The sequence below is a fragment of the Kitasatospora sp. NPDC059146 genome (assembly GCF_042786665.1).
In the GTDB taxonomy this organism is placed as follows: domain Bacteria; phylum Actinomycetota; class Actinomycetes; order Streptomycetales; family Streptomycetaceae; genus Kitasatospora.
On sequence record NZ_JBHZCY010000019.1, the window covers coordinates 3,784 to 23,043 of the forward strand.

Here is a 19,260-nt window from a genome sequence, read left to right on the forward strand (position 1 = left end):
TGGTGCCCGGGCCCCCCCCGGACGGCCCGCCCGGGCTACCGGTTGGGTTGCGTGTCCTTGTGGGTGGGCCGGCGGGCCGGCGGGGGGCGCGGGGCCGGGGGGGGGGGGTGGGGGGGGCCGGGTCCGGGTGGGTGCCGGTCAGGCCGGGTGGGCCTCGACGACCTGGACGTCTTCCTCCGTGATCTCGCCGTCCACGATGCGGAACGAGCGGAACTCGTAGGGGTCGTCCTCGGCGGCTCCCTCGGCGGTGGAGACGAGGACGTAGTGGGCGAACGGCTCGGAGGCGTAGCTCACGTCGGTGCGGGAGGGGTAGGCCTCGGTGGCGGTGTGCGAGTGGTAGACGATCACCGGCTCCTCGTCCAGGTCGTCCATCTCGCGGTAGAGCTTGAGCAGGTCGCCCGAGTCGAACTCGTAGAAGGTGGGCGAGCGGGCCGCGTTGAGCATCGGGACGAACCGCTCGGGCCGGCCGCTGCCGGCCGGGCCGGCGACCACGCCGCAGGCCTCGTCCGGGTGGTCGGCGCGGGCGTGGGCCACGATCCGGTCGCGGATCTCTCGGGTGATGGTCAGCATGTCGGCCAGGATGCCACGCCCTACCGGATGTCCGCCGGGGCGTCCGAGGCCCGGTCGCCGGGTGTCCGCCACCCGGTCGCGGGCCCGCGGACGCCCGGCCGCGCCGGGGGTGTCAGCCGCCGTTGCGGGCGTGCAGGTGGTCGTGGGCGGTGCCGTGGACGGACTCCGGGTTGCGGCGCTTGAGCACCTGGTAGCCGATCACCAGCACCAGCGCCCAGCCGGGGAAGACGTACAGCGAGATCCGGTTGTCGGCGTCCAGGGCGATCAGCACCACGACCATGGCCAGGAAGGCGAGGGCGGCCCAGCTGACCCAGGCGCCGCCGGGGGCCTTGAAGGTGGGCGGCGGCAGGTGGCCGGCCTGCCAGGCCTTGCGGTAGCGGATCTGGGAGATCAGGATCATCGCCCAGGTCCACAGCCCGCAGACCGTGGCGACCGAGGTGATGTACTCGAACGCCCGTGCCGGGACGAGGTAGTTGAGGACCACGCCGGCGCCCATCAGCACACAGGAGATGGTGATCGCGAAGGCCGGGGTGCGGCGGCTGTTGAGCTTGGTGAGCTGCCCGGGGGCCTGGCCGCGCAGGGCGAGGTCGCGCAGCATCCGGCCGGTGGAGTACATCCCGGAGTTGCAGGAGGAGAGCGCCGCGGTGAGCACCACGAAGTTGATGATGCCGGCCGCGGCCGGGATGCCGATCTTGCCGAAGGCGGCGACGAACGGGCTGACGCCGGGCTGGAACTCCCGCCACGGCACCAGCGAGAGGATGACCACCAGGGCGCCGATGTAGAACAGCGCGATGCGCCAGGGCAGGGTGTTGATGGCGCGCGGCAGGGTCTTCTCGGGGTTCTCGCTCTCGCCCGCGGTGACGCCGACGAGTTCGACGCCCAGGTAGGCGAACATGACGATCTGCAGGGTCATCACGGTGGCGCCGATGCCCTTGGGGAAGAAGCCGCCGTCCTGCCACAGGTGGGTGATCGACGCGGTGTCACCGGCCTTGCTGAACCCGAGGGTGAGCACGCCGATGCCGATCAGGATCATGCCGATGATGGCGGTGACCTTGACCATGGAGAACCAGAACTCGATCTCGCCGAACAGCTTCACCGAGATCAGGTTGGCCGCGTAGAGGATGACCAGGAAGGTCAACGCGCTGGCCCACTGCGGGATGCCGGGCGCCCAGAACTTGACGTACACGGCGGCCGCGGTGGTCTCGGCCATGCCGGTGACGACCCAGAACAGCCAGTACGTCCAGCCGGTGACGTAGCCGGCGAAGGGGCCGAGGAACTCCCGGGCGTACTCGGCGAAACTGCCGGAGACCGGGCGGTAGGTGAGGAGTTCGCCGAGGGCGCGCATGATCGCGAAGATCACCAGGCCGGCGACCGCGTAGGAGAGGATCAGGCTCGGCCCGGACTTGGAGATCGCGGTGCCGGCGCCGAGGAAGAGGCCGGTGCCGATCGCGCCGCCGATCGCGATCATCTGGATCTGGCGGCTGCCGAGCCCCCGCTCGTAGCCCTCTTCGTCCGGTTTCCCGTCGACCACCTGGTCGTAGGTCTGCTCGGCCATGGTCACCGTCCTGGTGGGTCTCGTTTGTGGGGAGAAGTCGTACCACGCCCGATCCGGATACCGGTGTTCATCTGAGCGATATTTGAGCATGTCCTGCTAGGTTTTGCCCGATTTATGCGAAAATGCCCCGGCCGATCGTCCGCATGCTGGACGGAACGGCCGGGGCTTGCCCGAAAGCGGGCAGGATCGCCGGACGAAGCGGAGGAAACCGCTCCACCGTCAGTCGGCGATCGCCTCCAGCAGCGACTCCTGGAGCGCCCCGAGCCACAGGTAGGCCATCACCAGCGGCTTGCGCTCGTCGCCGTCCGGCAGCCCGTAGAGGCCCTGCTCGTCCTCCTCGGTGATCTCCAGCCGCGCCCCGAGGGTCAGCCGCAGGTCGTTGAGCGCGCCCAGCCAGCGCAGGCAGTCGGGGGCCGGCAGCTTGAGCACCCCGCCGCCGCCCAGGCCGTCCAGCGACCGGACCACCTGCAGCGCGTCGTCCCGCTTGCGGGCCCGCAGGTCGAGCTCGGTGTAGCGGCGGAACTCGGCCGAGGCGGCCTGCGCCTCGGTGTCGGCCGGCGCGGCCGGGTCGCCGTAGGCGTCCGGGAACAGCCGGGCCAGCGCCGGGTCCGCGGGCGCCTCGCTCGGCCCCTCGGCGAACAGCGCCGCCAGCGGGTCGTCGCTCTCCCCGCCCGGGCCGGGGCCGATCAGCTCCAGCATCTGCACTTCCAGCGAGCGCAGGATGGAGGCCTCCACCTCGTCCAGCGCGATCGCCGCGCCACCATCGCCGGTGCTCTCGAACAACCCAGCCATCTGTATCGGTCAGCCCGTCTTCGTCGTCTTCGCCCGCACCGCCGGGGAGGCGGGCGGTCAGTCGGTCGCCCGGTCGGTCGTACGCCGGAGGGGAGGTCAGTCGTGCTGCAGCGTCGCCCACAGGCCGTAGCCGTGCATCGCCTGGACGTCCCGCTCCATCTCCTCGCGGGAGCCACTGGAGACCACCGCCCGACCCTTGCTGTGCACGTCCATCATCAGCTTCCGGGCCTTGTCCTTCGGATAGCCGAAGTAGGCCTGGAAGACGTACTGGACGTAGCTCATGAGGTTGACCGGGTCGTTGTGCACGATGGTCACCCAGGGCGTGTCCGGCTCCGCCACCGGCAGTCCTTCGACCTCCGGGCGCTCGATCTCCACGGGCGCGACACTCACCGGCAGGCCTCCTCGTTGCACACTCGTCCGTGACTTCTCACGCCCCATGCTGCCATCCGGGGGACACCCGGGCGATTCCGCCCCGGGTCGCAACGAGAGAAATCGTCACTCTGACGCTAAGTGGTAGTAGCATCATCCTCATGGACGCCACATCAGTGCGCGCGGCCGGTTCGACCGCGCTGCTCACCGACCGCTACGAGCTCACCATGCTGCAGGCCGCCCTGCGCAGCGGGGCCGCGCACCGCCGCTCCGTCTTCGAGGCGTTCACCCGACGCCTCCCCAGCGGCCGCCGCTACGGCGTGATGGCCGGCACCGGCCGGGTGCTGGACGCCGTCGAGAACTTCCGCTTCGACACCGCCCAGCTGGACTGGCTGTCCGAGCAGGGCGTGGTGGACGAGGACACCCTGCGGTTCCTGGCCGACTACCGCTTCCGCGGCGACATCCACGGCTACCCCGAGGGCGAGGTCTACTTCCCCGGCTCCCCCGTGCTCACCGTCGAGGGCAGCTTCGCCGAGACGGTGATCCTGGAGACGGTGATCCTCTCGATCCTCAACTTCGACTCCGCCGTCGCGGCCGCCGCCTCCCGGATGACCGCCGCGGCCGGCGGCCGGCCGGTGATCGAACTGGGCGCCCGCCGGGCCCACGAGCAGGCCGCCGTCGCCGCCGCCCGGGCCGCCTACGTGGCCGGCTTCGCCGCCACCTCCGACCTGGAGGCCGGCTACCGGTACGGCATCCCCACCACCGGCACCTCCGCACACGCCTTCACCCTGGTGCACGACAGCGAACGGGACGCCTTCCGGGCCCAGATCGAGTCGATGGGCCGGGGCACCACCCTGCTGATCGACACCTTCGACCTGCACGAGGCCGTCCGCACCGCCGTCGAGGTGGCCGGGCCCGAACTCGGCGCCGTCCGGATCGACTCCGGCGACCTCATCCTGGCCGCCCACCGGGTCCGCCGTCAGCTCGACGAACTCGGCGCCGAGAAGACCCGGATCATCGTCACCTCGGACCTGGACGAGTACGCCATCGCCGCCCTCGCCGCCGCCCCGGTGGACGGCTACGGCGTCGGCACCAGCCTGGTCACCGGCAGCGGCCACCCGACCTGCGCCATGGTCTACAAGCTGGTCGCCCGCGCCGAGACCCCGGACGGCCCGCTCGTCCCGGTCGCCAAGCGCGCGGCCGGCGGCAAGACCAGCGTCGGCGGCCGCAAGTGGGCCGCCCGCCGACCCGACGCCGAGGGCGTCGCCGAGGCCGAGGTGGTCGGCACCGGGCCGATCCCCGAGGACCTGCGGCCCCACCTCGTCCAGGTGCCGCTGGTCCTGGCCGGCGAGACCGTCGGCCGCGAACCGCTGACCGCCGCCCGCGACCGCCACGTCCGGGCCCGGGCCGCGCTGCCGCTGTCGGCCACCCAGCTCTCCAAGGGGGACCCGGTCATCCCCACCGAGCTGATCGACTGACCGGCGGTCCGGTCGGCCGGCTGGATCGACTGACCGGCGGTCCGGTCGGCCGGCTGGCCGGCAGACGACCGGTTGGCCGACCTGCCGACAGACCCGCCGACTCCTGCGGAGCGTCGCGGACGGCCGCGCGGACCGGCGGTGGGCCGCCGGGCCCGAAGACGGGCCCCAAGCCTTCCGCCGCCGCGCGCCACTCCCTAGAGTCAGCCGTAGAGTTCCCCTGGAGTTCCTCCCCGGCCGTCCGGCGTTCGCGAGGGACCCGCCACCGGGGCACACCCGCCCCCCACATCCGAGGATGCGAGCCATGCACCGGGCACTGATCGTCGTCGACGTGCAGAACGACTTCTGCGAGGGCGGCAGCCTGGCCGTCCCGGGCGGCGCCGAGGTGGCCGCCGCCATCACCGACCTGATCGCCGAGTCCCCCGCCGGCTACCAGCACATCCTCGCCACCCGGGACCACCACATCGACCCGGGCGGGCACTTCTCCGCCGAGCCGGACTACGTCTCCAGCTGGCCGGTGCACTGCGTGGCCGGGACCGAAGGCGTGGGCTTCCACCCCAACTTCGCCCCCTCGGTGATCTCCGGCGCGGTCGAGGCGGTCTTCGACAAGGGCGCCTACTCGGCGGCCTACAGCGGCTTCGAGGGGCTGGACGAGAACAACCGCGGCCCGGTGGAGTGGCTGCGCGAACGGCAGGTCGACGAGATCGACGTGGTCGGCATCGCCACCGACCACTGCGTCCGGGCCACCGCCCTGGACGCCGCCCGGGCCGGCTTCACCACCCGGGTGCTGCTCGACCTCACCGCCGGGGTGGCGCCGGAGACCACCGCCGCCGCGCTGGAGGAACTGCGGGCGGCCGGGGTCGAGCTGGTCGGCGCGCCGGTGGTCCGGCCGGCCTGAGCCGGACCTGCTGGGCCCGGCCCGCTGGACCCGGCCCGCGCACGAGCGGTGCGGTCGGCGCGGTCGGCGCGGTCGGTGCGGTCGGTGCGGTCGGCGCGGTCGGTGCGGTCGGTGCGGTCGGTGCGGTCGGTGCGGTCGGTGCTCAGACCACCATCAGCTCCACCACGTCCGTCCCGCCCGCCCGGTAGGCCTCGCGCAGCTCGCCGCCGACCGCCTCCGGGTCCGCGGCCAGCCGGGCGCCGGAGACGTACACCACCCGGATCCCCAGGTACTCCATCCGGTGCTGGCCGCCGCGCACCCAGGCGGCCTCGCCCTCGCTGACGCAGCGCAGGTCCGAGTCCACCTCCACCGCGACGCCCTGCTCCGGCCAGTAGAGGTCCGGGACACCGATGTAGGTGCCGCCGCGCATCCGCAGCTCCGGGGCGACCAGCGGGGCGGGCAGCAGCCACTCGTCCACCAGCCGGTCGACCCGCTCCAGCACGAACTCCCGCTCGGCGGCCAGGAGTTCGTCCAGCGCGGCCCGCACCCGGGGCTCCCCGGTCAGCCCCGACTCGACCAGCTCGGCGGCCAACTCCCGCGCCGTGCAGCGGTTCTCCGGGCGGGCGACGGCCTCACGGAGCACCTCGCGCACCGGCACCGGAGCGTCCACCGGGAGCCCGTCCGCCGTCCACTCGGCCAGCGCGTCGGCGACCGCCCGGGCCACCGGCGCGCAGGCCAGCCCGTGCACCGAGCGGGCCACCAACTCCCGTTCGGTGCGCCGGATCCGCACCTCGCCGGCGTCCTTGAGCCGACGCTGGCGGGGCACCAGGACGTCCACCCCGGTCACCGCGGGCAGCCGGGGCACGGCGGCGAAGCCGTACAGCGCCAGCGCGGCCGCCCCGGTGATCACCGCACCCTCCCGGCGGCCCTCCTCCCGACCGTTCTGCGCCGCGTACAGCAGCGCGGCCCACATCCGCTGCTCCGGGGTGGGCTCGCCGGACTGGAGCAGGTAGACCCTGGGCAGCAGCCGCTGCCAGGGGCCGCCGTGGCGGCAGTGCTCGGTGATGACCCGGGCCGGCACGCCCCGGGCGCGCAGCTGGCTCGCGGTGACGACGTTCTGCTGACGCTTCGCCAGCTCCTCCAGGGACGGCGGCGGCGAGGGGATCCGGTAGCTCATGCGCGCCCCTCGACGAATCGCTCACTACGTTCGTTCATGCGCCCACCATCCCCAACCGCCACGCCCCCCGTGCCACTGCCTGACGCACTGTTACTCAACCGTCGCGAAACCGGGATCAGCCTGCACTAAAGTCCTCATACCCTCACTCATTTGGAGTAAATGACGTTCATATGGCTATCGGGTTTGATCGGAAACGATCGCCGACCTGGTCGTCTGACCCAGAGTGATCAAGGGCATACGGCGAGGGACCCCCGGGGCGTCAAACGCGCTTCCGGGATTGCCTAGGCTTACGTCATGTCACGTGACGAGACCGCCGGCCTCCGCGCGGCCCAGCTCCGCCTCGGCCGTCTGCCCGGGTACGTCCGCCGCCCGGATCCGGCCCGCCGCAGCGGCGAGAAGGGCCATACGTACAAGAAGGGCTGGGAGGTCCGCTTCACCGCCCGGAGCGAGGCCGAGATAGCAGAGATCCGCGACCTCGTGGTCGCCGCCGGGTTCGCCCCGGCCAGACCCTTCTTCAAGGGCCACCAGCTCATCCAGCCGGTCTACGGCATGGCCGCCGTCCAGGCCTACCTGGCCGCTAGACAGGCGGCCGAGGAACACGCCGAACGGGCGGAACTCGGGCGCCGACGACGCGCGGCGGGGGCGCGCACGGGCGCGACGCACGCCGGAGGGGCGCACGCCGCCGGACAGCACGCCGTCGGCCATGCGGCGAACGGGTATCCGGCGGGCGGACACCAGGCGAACGGCCACCTCGCCAACAGCCACCCGGCGAACGGACACCAGACCAACGGACACCCGACCAACGGGCATCCGGCCAACGGGTTTCCGGCGGGCGCACACGCCACAGCCGGCCACCCCTCGGCAGCGCAGGCCACCGCAGCGCCCGGCACCCACCGGTGCGAGCGCGAGGAGGCCGCCGCCGGAGCCGCCGCGGCTGCCGCGGCAGCGGCCGCAACGGCCGCCCAGCTGGCCCGGCGCCGGGCCGTCGAGTCCTTCCCCGCCCAGGTCGAACGCGGCAACACCGCCGACGACCTGATCGCCCCCACGGAGGCCCGGCCGACCCCCTGACCGGGCGGCACCTCCCCGCCCCGATCCGCGCCCCGGTCGCCGCAGGCCGCCGGGGCGCTTTCGACGCACCCCCCGCCACCCGGCCCGGCGCAACCCCCGTCGTGAGCGCGGTTGCGCAGACGGTTGTGCGGCCCCGGCTTCGCGCCCTGGGCGTGGACGCCGGACCCGGCAGGCCCTACGGTGGCACCTCAACTGCCGTGCGACCCCTGCCGTCCCACACCCCCTGACCAGCTGCGACACGCTCGCACCCGCGCCCCCGCACCGCTGTGCAGCACTCCCCGGCCGGGCCTCGGCGGCCCCGGTCGACCCACCACCAGCCCTCGACCGGCCCTCGACCGGCCCTTCACCGGCCTCCACCGGCAGTACCGCCGCCGCGCCGCACCGCCCGTCACCGGAACCGGACGCGCCGCAGCGGGTTCCAGGCATTCCATCGGATTGGTCACCCAGCGCACCGAGGGCCTACCGTAGAGTGAGCACAGATGATCGACCATCAGAAACCCATCTCCCCTTCCGAGAAGACGAGATGACCAACCGTCACACGAGCGCCGCCGAGCCACCCCCGGGGCCCGGCGAACCGGAGGACGTACCGCTGGAGTTCGCGGCCTTCTGCGAACTCCACCGCCCCCGGTACCTCAGCTACGCCCGGGTGTGGCTGACCGAGCACGCCGAAGCGGCCACCGCCGTCCAACAGGCGTTCGCCGAAATCGCCGTCCAGTGGCGGGAATTGCTCACCAGCCCCAACCCGACCGCGCTCGCCTGGCAGATCCTGCGCGGCACCGTCGCCGAACACACCCCGCAGGAGATCCCCGTCCCCGACCGCCACCCCGCCGACGACGACCTGGCGATCCTGCACTACGTCGTCGGCCTCGCCGCCCCCGAGATCGCCGACGTCATCGGCACCGACACCGCCAGCGTCGCGGGCCGGCTCCGGCGCACCATGCTCCGCGAGGCCTCCGGCTGGTGAACCGCGGCGACCGGGGTCAGACCCGCTCGCCCGTCACGTCGAACAGGTGGTGCACCGGGTCGTGGATCAGGTAGCGGGCGAAGGACCCGACGGTGAAGCGCGCCCCGTCGCTGCGGCTCCCGGTCCGTTCCCACTGCTCCCCCGACACCGCCTCGAACGCCGCCGCCAACGCCGCCGTGGCCTCCGCCAGCTCCCCGGCCACCACCTGCGGCCGCTGCTCCCGGTAGCGCTCGGCGACCGCGGTCTCGTCCTGGTCCCAGTTCGGGAAGAGCGGGCCGTCCTGGTCGAGCATCAGGTCCAGCCGGACCAGGAACAGCCGGAAGACGTCCCGGACGTGGCAGGCGTACTCCAGGTCCGACCACACCCCCGGAGCCGGCCGACGGCGCAGCCCGTCCTCGTCCCCCGCCAGCACCGCCAGCCAGGCCTCGGCGTTCGCCCGGACCATCGCGGCGACCTCCGTCGGGGCCACCGCCGGAGTGTCCAACCCGCAGTCGGGGCAGGCGCGTTCGAGCACCCAGGTCCAGTCCTTGGCGTCGGGGACGATCGCGTCCGGGGCGCTGGGGGCGGGGGTGCCCGGGGCGGGGGTGCCCGGGGCGGGGGTGCCCGGGGCGGGGGTGCCGGCGTCGACGGGGTTCGCGAGGTGCTGGTCAGGAGTGCTCATGGGCCCAGCATGGCCGCCCCGCACCCGGCCCCACCAGCGCCAAGGCCGCCAGCGACCGCCGAAATGCTGCCAGGCCGGCGCCCGTCCGATCGGCACCCGTCCGAGCGGTGCGCGGCACGATCAGCCCCGGCGCGATCAGCCCCCGGCCCGCTCGTACTCCAGCCGGGCCGCCAGCAGGCTGCCCAGATTCTCCCGGCTCCACTCGCACACCGCGTCCATCGGCCCCAGCAGGGTCCGCCCCAACGGCGTCAGCGCGTACTCGACCCGCGGCGGATTCTCCGCGTACTCGGTCCGGACCACCGCGCCGTCCTGCTCCATCGAACGCAGCGACTCCGCCAGCACCTTCGCCGTGATGCCCGCCAATGGGACCCGCAGCTCCGAGAACCGGCGCGGCCCGCCCTCCAGGCAACGGATGATCCGCCAGGCCCACTTGCGGCTGCCCAGCACCGGCACCGACTGCACCGGGCAGTCGGCCGGGAAGAAGTCCGCCGGCAGCGGCGCCGGCCCGGTCTGCGTCATGCCCCGACCGTACCCGCCGGACCGGCTCCGCGGCAGGGCGGCACCGGCCGTCGGAGCCGGTTCCGTTGAAGTAACCGGCACCCCCCGGTCTACCGTCACGGCACCGGCGGGCCACCACGCCCGCCACCGAACCGACCCGAACCGACCCGAACCGACCGACGGAGGCCCCCATGACCACCACCACGCCCCGGCACCAGCACCGCGCGGACGTCATCGTCTACGGCGCGGGCGGGCAGGTCGGCCGCGCCGTGATCACCGAGGCCCGCCGCCGCGGCCTCACCGTCACCGCCGCCGTCCGCGACCCCGAGCGCCACGCCGACCTCGCCGACCTCGCCGGCGGGGGCGTCACCCTGGTGCGCTGTGACGTCACCGACCCGGCCGCCGTCGCCGCCACCGCCCCCGGACACCCCGCCGCCGTCAGCTCCGTCTACACCCCCGACACCCCGTCCACCGAGTTCTACCGCGCCGCCACCAGCGCCCTCGTCGACGGCCTCGGCCGCGCCGGCGTCCCCCGGCTGCTCAGCGTCGGCATCGCCACCACCCTGCAGACCGCCCCCGGCGTCGCCGTCCACGACGACCCCGCCTTCCCCGACGCCTACCGCACCTTCTCCCTCGGCCACTCCGCCGCCCTCGACCTGCTCCACGACTCCCCCGCCACCCTCGACTGGGTCGTCGTCACCCCGCCCATGGACCTCGACCGCACCGCCCCCGGCACCGGCCGCTACCGGATCGGCGGCCCCCACGTCCTCGGCCCCCGGATCGCCCAGGCCGACCTCGCCCTCGCCATCGTCGACCAACTCACCACCCCCACCCACCACCGGCAGCAGATCGCCGTCGCCGCATAGGCCCCGCACCGAAAATCCCGGCACGAACCGGCCCCACCGGGCATCCTGGGCACCATGGCCACGGACCTCTCAGCCCTCGCGGTGAAACCCACCCTGCACGGCCCCACCATCCGCCTCGTCCCCCTGGCGGCCCGGCACACCGACCCGCTGTGGGCGCACTGCACCGACCAGGAGACCAACCGCCTCACCGGCACCCGCACCGCCTTCACCCGCGACCAGATCGCCCAGTGGTGCGCCACCCGCGCCGACCACCCCGACCGGCTCGACCTCGCCGTCGAGGACCCGACCACCGGCCGCTTCCTCGGCGACACCGCCCTCACCAACGTCGACCCGGACAACAACTCCGCCGACTACCGGATCGCCCTCACCCCCGACAGCGTCGGCCGCGGCATCGGCACCGAGACCACCGTCCTGGTCCTCCGCCACGCCTTCGCCACCGTCGGCCTCCACCGCGTCCACCTCGACGTCTTCGAGTACAACGAACGCGCCGCCCGCGCCTACACCAAGGCCGGCTTCGTCCTCGAAGGCCGCGCCCGCCAGGCCCACCACTGGGACGACCGCTACTGGGACGTCCTCCACATGGCCGCCCTACGCGACGACTGGCTCAGCACTCACTGACCGCCCCCACCGTACGGCGCCCCCTCAACCCCCCGCCGCCCCCGCCGCCGCAGCACCACCACGGCCACCACCGCCCCCACCACCACAACACCAACCGCACCGGCGCCGATCACCAGCCCACTGCCGCTGCTGCCGCCTGACGTGGCCTCGGGTACGGCCGATGGTTGGCCCGTCGCGTCGCTCTCGTCATCGCCGGGTGGCGCGCCCAACGACTCGGGCCGGTTCGCGAGCGGGTTCTCCTTCGGCCCGTTGTCCACCGCCGGATTCGGCTCCAGCGCCTTCTCCGGGGCGACGACCCCGTAGCCGTAGTGGACATTGGGCACCACTGTCCCATCCGGCGGGGGAGTAGCCGACTTGATCATCCTGTTGATCACCTGCCCGGCGGACAGGTTCGGGTACTTGGACCGAATGAGAGCCGCGGTAGCGGAGACGTAGGCAGTGGAGTCGGACGTACCGTTCCCGATCGCATAGCTCGTCAGGGATTTCGCCGAAGCACGGTAGATCTCCACACCGGGTGCGAGGAGCGTGAGTTCGGGACCGGGCTTGGAGCTGCCCCACACCACCCCCTTGGCGTCCGCCGCCCCGACGGCCACCACACCGGGAAAGGCGGCCGGATAGTTGACGCTCAGGTCCGCGACGCTGTTGCCGGCTCCCCCGACCAGTACGGCGTCCTTCGACACCGCGTACTCCACCGCTTTCCGGGCCTGAGAGTCGAAGTGGAACGGTCCCCCGACGGACATATTGATGACCGTCGCACCGTGGTCCACCGCGAAACGAATCGCCGCCGCCAGATCGTTCTGCTCCGGCACAGGACCGCCGTCGCTCGTTCTCACCTTCACCGGCAGGATCTTCGCCTTGGGGGCCAGCCCCATCACTCCGGCCTGGGTACCGTGCCCGTGCCCCGCGATGAGACTCGCCATCCCGGTACCGTGACCGTCCGTGTCAGTACGCCCGTCCGACTTGGCACCGGAGAAATCGGCCCCGGGAAGCACCTGCCCCGTCAGGTCCTGGTGCTCCGAGTTCACCCCGCTGTCGATCACCGCAACGACGACGCCCTCGCCCTGACTCACCGGCCAGACCTTCGTCTCGGCCTCGAAGGTCTTGAGAGCCCATTGCTTGTCCCTGACCTCATCGGCCAGAGCCGCCGGCGCGGCGACGGCCCAGACCAGCGCCCCAGCCGCAAGGACCGCCGTACCACGTGCCAACGAGCGGCTCGTCAACCCCGTTCACCCCACTCAACGAGGCATCCCCGCAGATCACCGACCTGCGGGGATGCGATCAGATCACCCGGCCGTTCACGGACCGGCCCTCATTCCACCACGTTCGGATTGGCCGGCTTGTCCGACGCCCAGGTCTCCTCGTCCTCGACGAGGTAGTCCGGCCGCTTACCGTCCTTCCCTCGGTTCTTCCTACCGCGCTGTGCCTCGCTCAGCGGGATGCCTGGCGACATGACACCTGTACTCCGGGCTCCGACCTCCCCACCCAGGCGGCTGCGCGCGCCCAAACCGGACCCTCCTTCCGTGAAGGCCTGCTTGCCCCGTACTCCGGAAATGGGCGGAATCGTCTCGCCGACGGCTCCCCCGGGCCGGGCCAGCGGTCCAGCGAGCTGTCTGGCCCCGGCCGCTCCTCTTCCTCCGGCTCCGATACCTGGATGGACCTCACCACCGATCCCGGTAGTTCGGCCACCTCGAAGACCCGGCCCCTCCACCGGAGCCGCGCCACTCGAAAATTCCTTGGCGCCAAGGCCAGAACCAGCAGGAGAGCCCTGCACCGACGGTCCTGGATGGACAGCAGTCGTCCGCTCACCGCCGCCCCCGATCGGTCCGCTGCCGGGAGCCACGGTCGGCGGAACATTCAAGCCGGACGTCTGGGTCCCGGAGGTGACCGGACTCGGCACACTTCCGCCCTGTCCGGGCATCGGCGTACCCGAGATGCCCGCGCTGGAAGTACGCCCCGTGGTTGGCGGCGATTTCGGGAGCGCCTGTGCCACTCCTCCCCTGATCCCGGAGTCGGTCGGGGCCGCTGTCCCCTTGACCGCGGGGCGGGCCACCATCGGAGGCTGCGACTTCGGCCGCGTTGACGTGGCGCCGGCTGCCGACCGCGCCGACGCCCCTCCGGTCCCGAACGAAGCACCTGAGACGACTGCGGCCACTGCAGCCGCCGCCCCCGTCGGGTCGGCCTGCGGGCTGGCGTCTCGACTGTCGTCCACCGGCGGTCGTTGAAGGGACGGCGGAGCCTTCAAGGCAGGTGTCGCGATGCGGTAGTGCATCGCGAGGGTCTGCATGACGGCTGCCGCTTCGGCCTTCTTCTGGTCCGTGAGCTGGATGTGGTCGTCCTCGCTGCTGAAGAAGTCCCCGACCTTGTCCTTGAACTGGTCCCAGCTGCCCGGTTCCTCGGGCATGGTGCGCTTGGCCGTCGCCATCGCCTCGGACATGTTGTGCAGCGTGTTGGCCGCGTCGTTGGCGTACGCGGCGGCCTCGTTGATGTTGGTGGCGAGGGTCAGCATCGAGGTGTGGAAGGAGTCGCTGGTGGTGCCCTCCCAGGAGGTGGCCGCCTCGGTGCTCACGTTGGTGAGGGTCTTGCGGATCTCCTTGAGCGTGGTCGCCGCCTTGCGCCAGGGGTCGCCGGCGGCCATCACCGCGCCGGGGTCGAGGGCCTGTGCCATCGTGCGGAGATCGGCATGGCTGTACTTGGTGAAATCGGTGTAGGTCACGGGTTGTTCACCTCCGGTCGGGCGATCGGTCAGATGGTGGCGTTGCCACGCCGGGACGGGACCTGGTTGGCCTGGTACGCGACCTGGCTGGTGGCCGAGGGATCGGACACGGACCAACCGTCGCCGGCCAGCTTGAGCTTCGTGCCCACGTGCTGGTCCTGCTCCTCGTAGTTGGTCGCGGTGAGTTCTGCCTTCTTCTGGGCCTGATCGATCGCCTGCTGGAGCTGGTTCAGCACGTCCCGCAGGGCGTCCCGCATGGTGCTGTAGCGGCCGTGGATCTCCGTCGCCTCCGCGAAGGTGCCGAAGGCGGTCTTGCCGATGCCGCTGCGTCCGTGGGTGGTGCTGCCGTTGGCGTCCTTCTCGAATTCCTTCAACAGCAGCCGTACCTGCCCGGCGAACGTGCGCAGTTGCTCGATCTCGACCCGGTAGCCCTGGTTGGCCCCGCCGGTCGAACCGGTCCCTGTTCCCATTGCGGCGCCCCCCGTGCGTCCGTTCCTGGCCTTCGGGGCCCGGGCCCCGGTGTCCCATGTCTAACACACCGGGTCGGAACCCCGCCCGGTGCACGGTCAGTTCGAGGGCGTCCTGGTCTGCAGGGCTTCGGCGAGGGCGCGGCGGCAGAGGGAGTCGGCGTGCCGGGTGGTCTCGGGTTGGCGGTAGCGGCGGGCGAGGTCGAGGGTGGTGCGGACGGCGGTGTCGAGGCCGATGCGGTGGCCGACGGAGACGTAGACGGGTTTGACGCCGGGCTGGGTGCGCACCGCGCGGCCGACCTCTTCGCCGGTGACGGGGTCGGTGAGCGGGGTCCAGGAGCCGCGTGCGGCCTCGGGGTCGTGGTGGTCGAAGGTGAAGGGGGTCTTGGCGACGCCGAGGGTGCGCAGTCCGGTGAGGACGCCGAGGTGGCTGGCGAGGCCGAGGCGGCGGGGGTGGGCGAGGCCGTAGCCGTCGCAGACGACGGTGTCGGGGGTGCGGGTGAGGGCGGCCAGCGCGTCGAGGACGGCGGGGAGTTCGCGGAAGGCTAGCAGTCCGGGGACGTAGGGGAAGGCGATCCGGCCGACGGCGGTGGCTTCCTCGACGACGTCCAGGGTGTCCCGGTCGAGGAGGACGGCGGCGGCGACGACGAGGTCGTGGTCGTCGTCGTAGGCGACGTCGACTCCGGCGATGAGCGGGCCGGGGGTGCCGTCGTCCTGGGCGCGGACGAGCGGCCGCAGTCGTTCCTGTTCGGCGAGCGCCTGGGCCTCGGTGGTGGGCCAGTCGGTGGGGATGGGCACGGTCGGTTCCCCCGGGTCTGCGTGGTGTCGGACGGGTTCCACCGTACCGAGGGGTGCGGACGACCCCGGGGTGAGCCCGTGCGCCCCCTGTGCCCCCGGCCTCGCGGGCTAGCCTGGTCGTGCCGAACTCCCTTGCCGGGTAGGACTTCTGGCACCGGCATCATTCCCGCCCGTTTCCCCCGACGTGCGAAGGACCCCCCGCCATGCCACGTCCGTCCGCTGCCCAGTTCTGCCTCGGCTCGTTCACCGTCGTCGCCACCACAGTGGCGCTGCTGGCCGTCTCGGGCGCCTCGGGCGTCCTGGAGGTCGCGGTGCTGGTGGGGTTCGCGCTGGCGCTCGGCACCGTGGTGACGGTGCTCTCGATGGCGGTGTCCGCCCGCTCGGCGGCGGTCGGCGACCGCTCCGGGGCCTCCGCGGCCGCTGCCGGGCGCGAGTACGCCCGGCAGCGCTGATCCGCCGATCAGCTGATCGACGGGCCGACGGGCCGACGGGCCGACGGGCCGACGGGCCGACGGATCAGCGCTGTCGCGGTCAGATCTCGGTGGTGACCACGACGGTCTTCGCGGCCTTGTCGTGGAGGCACTGCCGGTAGGGCTTGTCGAAGACGCCGAAGAGGCCGTCGATGACCCACCACACGGCGGCGCAGCAGAGCACGGCCGGGAGGATGTAGACGGCGGCCCGGGTCCACGCGGCGGACTGCGTCGGCGAGTTGCCGTCGATCAGCATGGCGACGCGGATCTTCATGGCCTTCTTGCCGAGGGTCTGGCCGTCCCGGCTGAGCATCAGCGCCTCGTAGACGAGGTAGACGGCGCAGCCGAGCCAGAAGGCCTCGGTGGTGCCCTCCCGGGTGCTGAGGTCGACGAAGGGGCCGATGACGATGACGCCGATGGCCTGCATCAGGACGTAGTCGATGAGGCGGGCGACGATCCGCTTGGGCCAGGTGCCGATCGGCGGCATGCCGGGGACGGGTCCGCCGCTGGGGGTGCCGTACGGGGCGGAGTCGGGGCCGTGGCCGGGTGGGGGCTGGTCGTAGGGCTGTCCGCCGTAGGGCGTTTGGCCGTAGGGGTTCTGACCGGGGGTCGGTCCGCCGTAGCTGCCCTGGTAGGCGCCGGGGCCCTCCCCGGGGGCGCCGGACGGGGCGGGTCGTGGCGGTTCGCCGTCCGGCGTGCCGCCGCCCGGGGTGGGGGGCTGCTTGTCGAAGGAGGGCGGACCGCCCCCCTCCGGCTGGGGGCCTGAGGGGTCGTGGGTGCTCATCCCCCGAGTAGAACATCGAGGATTCTCAGCCTTTGGGACATTTTGTCCGTTTTGCTGTCACGCAGCTCGATCGGCGACCCGGCGAACGCCACCCGGGCACCTGGGCACCTGGGCACCTGGGCACCCGGGCACCCAGGACCGCAACGGCCGGCTCAGCTGCGGACCACCCTGGTCCGGGCCGCCCGGTCCTGCCAGCCGCGCCGGGCCGACCGGTCGAACACCGGCCAGACCAGGCCGAGCAGCAGCACCGTGCCGAGCTGCCGGACGACCCACCGCAGCAGCGAGCGGCCGAGGCTCAGCCGGGTGGTCCGTCCGCCGGGGGCACCGGCGTCCACCACCCGGATCCGGGCCAGGCGTTTGCCGAAGGTCTGGCCGGTCCGGGCGATCGGCAGCACCTCGTAGACGAGGCTGACGAACACCAGGATGCCGAGCAGGGCGGCGACCTTGGCCAGCACCACGTCGTCGACCAGCCAGACCTGCACGTGGCGGCGGGCGAGGGAGCTGGCCATCCTGGCCTGGTCGACCTTCTGCTGGAGGTGGTCGGAGACCGAGCTGCCGAGCGGGATCCCGGCCGCGACGGCGACCACCAGCAGCACCGCGGTGTCCACCGCCCGGGCCGCCAGCCGCCGCCCCAGCCCGGCGGGCACCAGGGGCGCCGGGGATGCCGGTCGGCGACGGACGGCGGACTCCCGGGCCGGCCGCACCACCGGCAACGCGGCGACGACGGCCGGGACCGGCGCCGACCCGGGACCGGCCCCCGCTCCGGGACCGGCCCCCGCTCCGGGCCCGGGCGCCACTTCGGCCACCACCTGGGCCGCCGGTTCGACGGCCGCCCCGGCGGTCGGCGCCGCCACCTCGCGGACCGCGCCCGTCATGGCGGGCGCGACGGCCACCGCCACCTCCACGGCAACCGCAGCGCGCTCCCCCTCCGCACGCCCCTCTTCCTCCTCGGGCGCCCCCGGAAGCACCCCCCAGGACACCCAGCGCGGGGCCCCACCGGTCTCCATCAGGCCCCGCTGCGCCCGCGGATCCGCCTGCCACCCCGAGGCTCCGGCGTCGGCACCGGCACCGGCCTCGGCAGCACCGCCCACCCCAGGAGCCTCCTCCAGCGCGGGCTCGACGATCCGGAACACCGGCCCGCCGATCACCTCGGCGACCCGCGGCCCGACCACGAAGGACGCCCCGCCCGTGGTCTGGTCCAGGTACACCGGCCCGGTGTCCCCCGCCCCCGGAGCCTCCCGCCCGTCCAGCACGGGCACCACCGGCACCGGCCCCGGCGCAGAAACAGGCACGGACAAAGGCACCGGCACGACCAGCGGCACCGGCGACTCCGACCGCGCCGGCGGCACCGGCACCACCGGTGGCGGCACCACCCGCGCCGCCGCGACGTCGGGGGCGGGGGCGGGGGCGGGCCGCCGGGTGGCGTACCGGGGCGGCTGCAGCACCTCGCCCTCGACGGGGGCGGGCCGGCTGGTGCCCGGCACCCAGGCCGAGCCGCCCCAGTAGCGGACGAACCCGGGGATGGACGGGTCGGCGTAGTAGCCGGGCTCGGGTGCGACGGCCGGGTCGCCGCCGGCGGCGAAGGAGCGGTCCGTCATGGGGGTCTTCTCTCCTGTCGGGCCTTGACGAGGGCCGTTGAGGGGCGGGCCTCGGCAGATCCAAAGATCGAAACGTGGTCGGAACCGGGTCGGTCCGAGCACAGGGCCACGCCGCGCCCGCGCACACCCCGGGGCGTACGGGGCGCTCGGGGCACGTGGGGGCGCCACCGAAGGCGGACAGTCGCCGGACAGTTACAAAGGGTAGTACCTCGCCGGAGCCCCCAAGGAAAGTTGACGATTCCCCGGACAGCGGAGGCCCGCCCGGGGTAGGGGCCCACGCCCGGCGGGACCGCCACACCCCGCCGCCCGAAACTTCCCGGAGAAATCCCGGAAACGTGTGTAAGAACCGGCGCGGACCGCCCTCTCAAAGGTCACAGGGCCCGGAAGCGGGCACGAACCGAAGGCAGAGAGGAAGACGATCATGGACCGCCCCGTCAGCGTCGTGGAGCACGAGCTGGAGCTGAACCTGGTGCTCTCCCCGGAGCACAGCGTCCCCGTCCCGGCCCGGCTGACCTACGGCAGCCACGACCCGTACGCCGTGTACATCACCTTCCACCTGGACACCGGCTCCCCGGTGACCTGGGTGTTCGCCCGCGAGCTGCTGGTCGAGGGCACCTTCCGCCCGTGCGGCCAGGGCGACGTGCGGATCTGGCCGACCCGTTCGGGCCGGCGCAGCGTGCTGTGCATGGCGCTGAGCTCCCCGGCCGGGGACGCGCTGCTGGAGGCGCCGCTGCCGGTCGTCGCGGCCTGGCTGGAGCGGGCGCACCGGCTGGTCCCGCCGGGCAGCGAGCTGGCCGCCCTCGACATGGACGGCTCGCTCGCCGAGCTGCTCGCGTAGACGTGCGGGCCATGCGGGTCGTGCCGGTCGTGCCGGTCGTACGCCGCAACGTGCGGAGCGTACGGAGACTGCGGAGGCTGCGGAGGCTGCGGAGCGTACGGA

At 73.0% G+C, this 19,260-nt stretch carries 21 protein-coding genes; 8 read left to right on the top strand and 13 right to left on the bottom strand.

Going from position 1 to position 19,260, the window contains the following annotated elements; all coding sequences use genetic code 11:
- Nucleotides 1-138: 138 nt before the first annotated feature.
- The 4 genes from ACFXPX_RS11265 to clpS all read right to left on the bottom strand — a co-directional run bounded on the left by ACFXPX_RS11265 (nt 139) and on the right by clpS (nt 3,307).
- Nucleotides 139-570 carry a Mov34/MPN/PAD-1 family protein gene (locus ACFXPX_RS11265; protein WP_375883086.1) on the bottom strand — a complete coding sequence of 144 codons (432 nt, stop codon included), beginning with the start codon at nt 568-570 and terminating at the stop codon, nt 139-141.
- Between the two features lie 112 nt (nt 571-682).
- Nucleotides 683-2,125: an amino acid permease gene (locus ACFXPX_RS11270; RefSeq protein WP_375883083.1), complete on the bottom strand. Its 1,443-nt coding sequence runs from the start codon at nt 2,123-2,125 to the stop codon at nt 683-685.
- A gap of 219 nt (nt 2,126-2,344) precedes the next feature.
- Complete coding sequence (locus tag ACFXPX_RS11275) at nt 2,345-2,917, bottom strand: DUF2017 domain-containing protein (protein ID WP_375883081.1); 573 nt, start codon at nt 2,915-2,917, stop codon at nt 2,345-2,347.
- A gap of 96 nt (nt 2,918-3,013) precedes the next feature.
- A complete protein-coding gene (clpS, locus tag ACFXPX_RS11280) occupies nt 3,014-3,307 on the bottom strand; it encodes an ATP-dependent Clp protease adapter ClpS (protein ID WP_380522531.1) in 294 nt (97 codons plus the stop codon).
- A 140-nt stretch (nt 3,308-3,447) separates the two neighbouring features.
- Between clpS and ACFXPX_RS11285 the strand changes: the two genes are divergently transcribed.
- Both ACFXPX_RS11285 and ACFXPX_RS11290 read left to right on the top strand, forming a co-directional pair.
- On the top strand, nt 3,448-4,764 hold the full coding sequence (locus tag ACFXPX_RS11285; protein WP_380589448.1) for a nicotinate phosphoribosyltransferase: 1,317 nt from the start codon (nt 3,448-3,450) through the stop codon (nt 4,762-4,764).
- A 301-nt stretch (nt 4,765-5,065) separates the two neighbouring features.
- Nucleotides 5,066-5,659, top strand: a complete 594-nt coding sequence (locus tag ACFXPX_RS11290; RefSeq protein ID WP_375883075.1) for an isochorismatase family protein — start codon at nt 5,066-5,068, stop codon at nt 5,657-5,659.
- 142 nt (nt 5,660-5,801) lie between these two features.
- On the opposite strand, the gene ACFXPX_RS11295 is transcribed toward ACFXPX_RS11290, so the two are convergent.
- On the bottom strand, nt 5,802-6,815 hold the full coding sequence (locus ACFXPX_RS11295; RefSeq protein WP_380640761.1) for a hypothetical protein: 1,014 nt from the start codon (nt 6,813-6,815) through the stop codon (nt 5,802-5,804).
- A 294-nt stretch (nt 6,816-7,109) separates the two neighbouring features.
- Here ACFXPX_RS11295 and ACFXPX_RS11300 point away from each other — a divergent pair, with 294 nt between their 5' ends.
- Nucleotides 7,110-7,883, top strand: a complete 774-nt coding sequence (locus ACFXPX_RS11300) for a hypothetical protein (RefSeq protein ID WP_380640763.1) — start codon at nt 7,110-7,112, stop codon at nt 7,881-7,883.
- A gap of 523 nt (nt 7,884-8,406) precedes the next feature.
- Nucleotides 8,407-8,847 carry a hypothetical protein gene (locus ACFXPX_RS11305; protein ID WP_375883069.1) on the top strand — a complete coding sequence of 147 codons (441 nt, stop codon included), beginning with the start codon at nt 8,407-8,409 and terminating at the stop codon, nt 8,845-8,847.
- Nucleotides 8,848-8,863: 16 nt separating this feature from the next.
- Here ACFXPX_RS11305 and ACFXPX_RS11310 read toward each other — a convergent pair whose 3' ends face one another.
- Nucleotides 8,864-9,508 (bottom strand): DinB family protein, encoded by a 645-nt coding sequence (locus ACFXPX_RS11310; protein WP_380640765.1) that lies wholly within the window; start codon nt 9,506-9,508, stop codon nt 8,864-8,866.
- Between the two features lie 135 nt (nt 9,509-9,643).
- Nucleotides 9,644-10,027 (bottom strand): winged helix-turn-helix transcriptional regulator, encoded by a 384-nt coding sequence (locus tag ACFXPX_RS11315; RefSeq protein WP_375883065.1) that lies wholly within the window; start codon nt 10,025-10,027, stop codon nt 9,644-9,646.
- A 170-nt stretch (nt 10,028-10,197) separates the two neighbouring features.
- On the opposite strand from ACFXPX_RS11315, the gene ACFXPX_RS11320 reads away from it, so the two are divergent.
- On the top strand, nt 10,198-10,872 hold the full coding sequence (locus ACFXPX_RS11320; protein ID WP_380640767.1) for an NAD(P)-dependent oxidoreductase: 675 nt from the start codon (nt 10,198-10,200) through the stop codon (nt 10,870-10,872).
- A 54-nt stretch (nt 10,873-10,926) separates the two neighbouring features.
- Nucleotides 10,927-11,490: a GNAT family N-acetyltransferase gene (locus ACFXPX_RS11325; protein ID WP_380522528.1), complete on the top strand. Its 564-nt coding sequence runs from the start codon at nt 10,927-10,929 to the stop codon at nt 11,488-11,490.
- On the opposite strand, the gene mycP is transcribed toward ACFXPX_RS11325, so the two are convergent.
- The 4 genes from mycP to ACFXPX_RS11345 all read right to left on the bottom strand — a co-directional run bounded on the left by mycP (nt 11,484) and on the right by ACFXPX_RS11345 (nt 15,468).
- Nucleotides 11,484-12,710 (bottom strand): type VII secretion-associated serine protease mycosin, encoded by a 1,227-nt coding sequence (gene mycP, locus ACFXPX_RS11330; protein WP_380640769.1) that lies wholly within the window; start codon nt 12,708-12,710, stop codon nt 11,484-11,486. The two genes, ACFXPX_RS11325 and mycP, sit on opposite strands and share 7 nt — an antisense overlap.
- A gap of 89 nt (nt 12,711-12,799) precedes the next feature.
- A complete protein-coding gene (locus ACFXPX_RS11335; protein WP_380589463.1) occupies nt 12,800-14,203 on the bottom strand; it encodes a WXG100 family type VII secretion target in 1,404 nt (467 codons plus the stop codon).
- Between the two features lie 29 nt (nt 14,204-14,232).
- A complete protein-coding gene (locus ACFXPX_RS11340) occupies nt 14,233-14,673 on the bottom strand; it encodes a hypothetical protein (protein ID WP_380522524.1) in 441 nt (146 codons plus the stop codon).
- Between the two features lie 96 nt (nt 14,674-14,769).
- Nucleotides 14,770-15,468: an endonuclease V gene (locus ACFXPX_RS11345; protein ID WP_380522523.1), complete on the bottom strand. Its 699-nt coding sequence runs from the start codon at nt 15,466-15,468 to the stop codon at nt 14,770-14,772.
- Between the two features lie 203 nt (nt 15,469-15,671).
- On the opposite strand from ACFXPX_RS11345, the gene ACFXPX_RS11350 reads away from it, so the two are divergent.
- Nucleotides 15,672-15,920, top strand: coding sequence for a hypothetical protein (locus ACFXPX_RS11350; protein ID WP_380522522.1), 249 nt, complete (start codon nt 15,672-15,674; stop codon nt 15,918-15,920).
- 79 nt (nt 15,921-15,999) lie between these two features.
- Here ACFXPX_RS11350 and ACFXPX_RS11355 read toward each other — a convergent pair whose 3' ends face one another.
- Together ACFXPX_RS11355 and ACFXPX_RS11360 are read right to left on the bottom strand one after the other, a co-directional pair.
- Nucleotides 16,000-16,722 (bottom strand): RDD family protein, encoded by a 723-nt coding sequence (locus ACFXPX_RS11355; protein ID WP_380522521.1) that lies wholly within the window; start codon nt 16,720-16,722, stop codon nt 16,000-16,002.
- 152 nt (nt 16,723-16,874) lie between these two features.
- A complete protein-coding gene (locus ACFXPX_RS11360) occupies nt 16,875-18,320 on the bottom strand; it encodes an RDD family protein (protein WP_380640771.1) in 1,446 nt (481 codons plus the stop codon).
- Nucleotides 18,321-18,741: 421 nt separating this feature from the next.
- Here ACFXPX_RS11360 and ACFXPX_RS11365 point away from each other — a divergent pair, with 421 nt between their 5' ends.
- On the top strand, nt 18,742-19,158 hold the full coding sequence (locus ACFXPX_RS11365) for an SsgA family sporulation/cell division regulator (protein WP_188307044.1): 417 nt from the start codon (nt 18,742-18,744) through the stop codon (nt 19,156-19,158).
- Nucleotides 19,159-19,260: the final 102 nt, after the last annotated feature.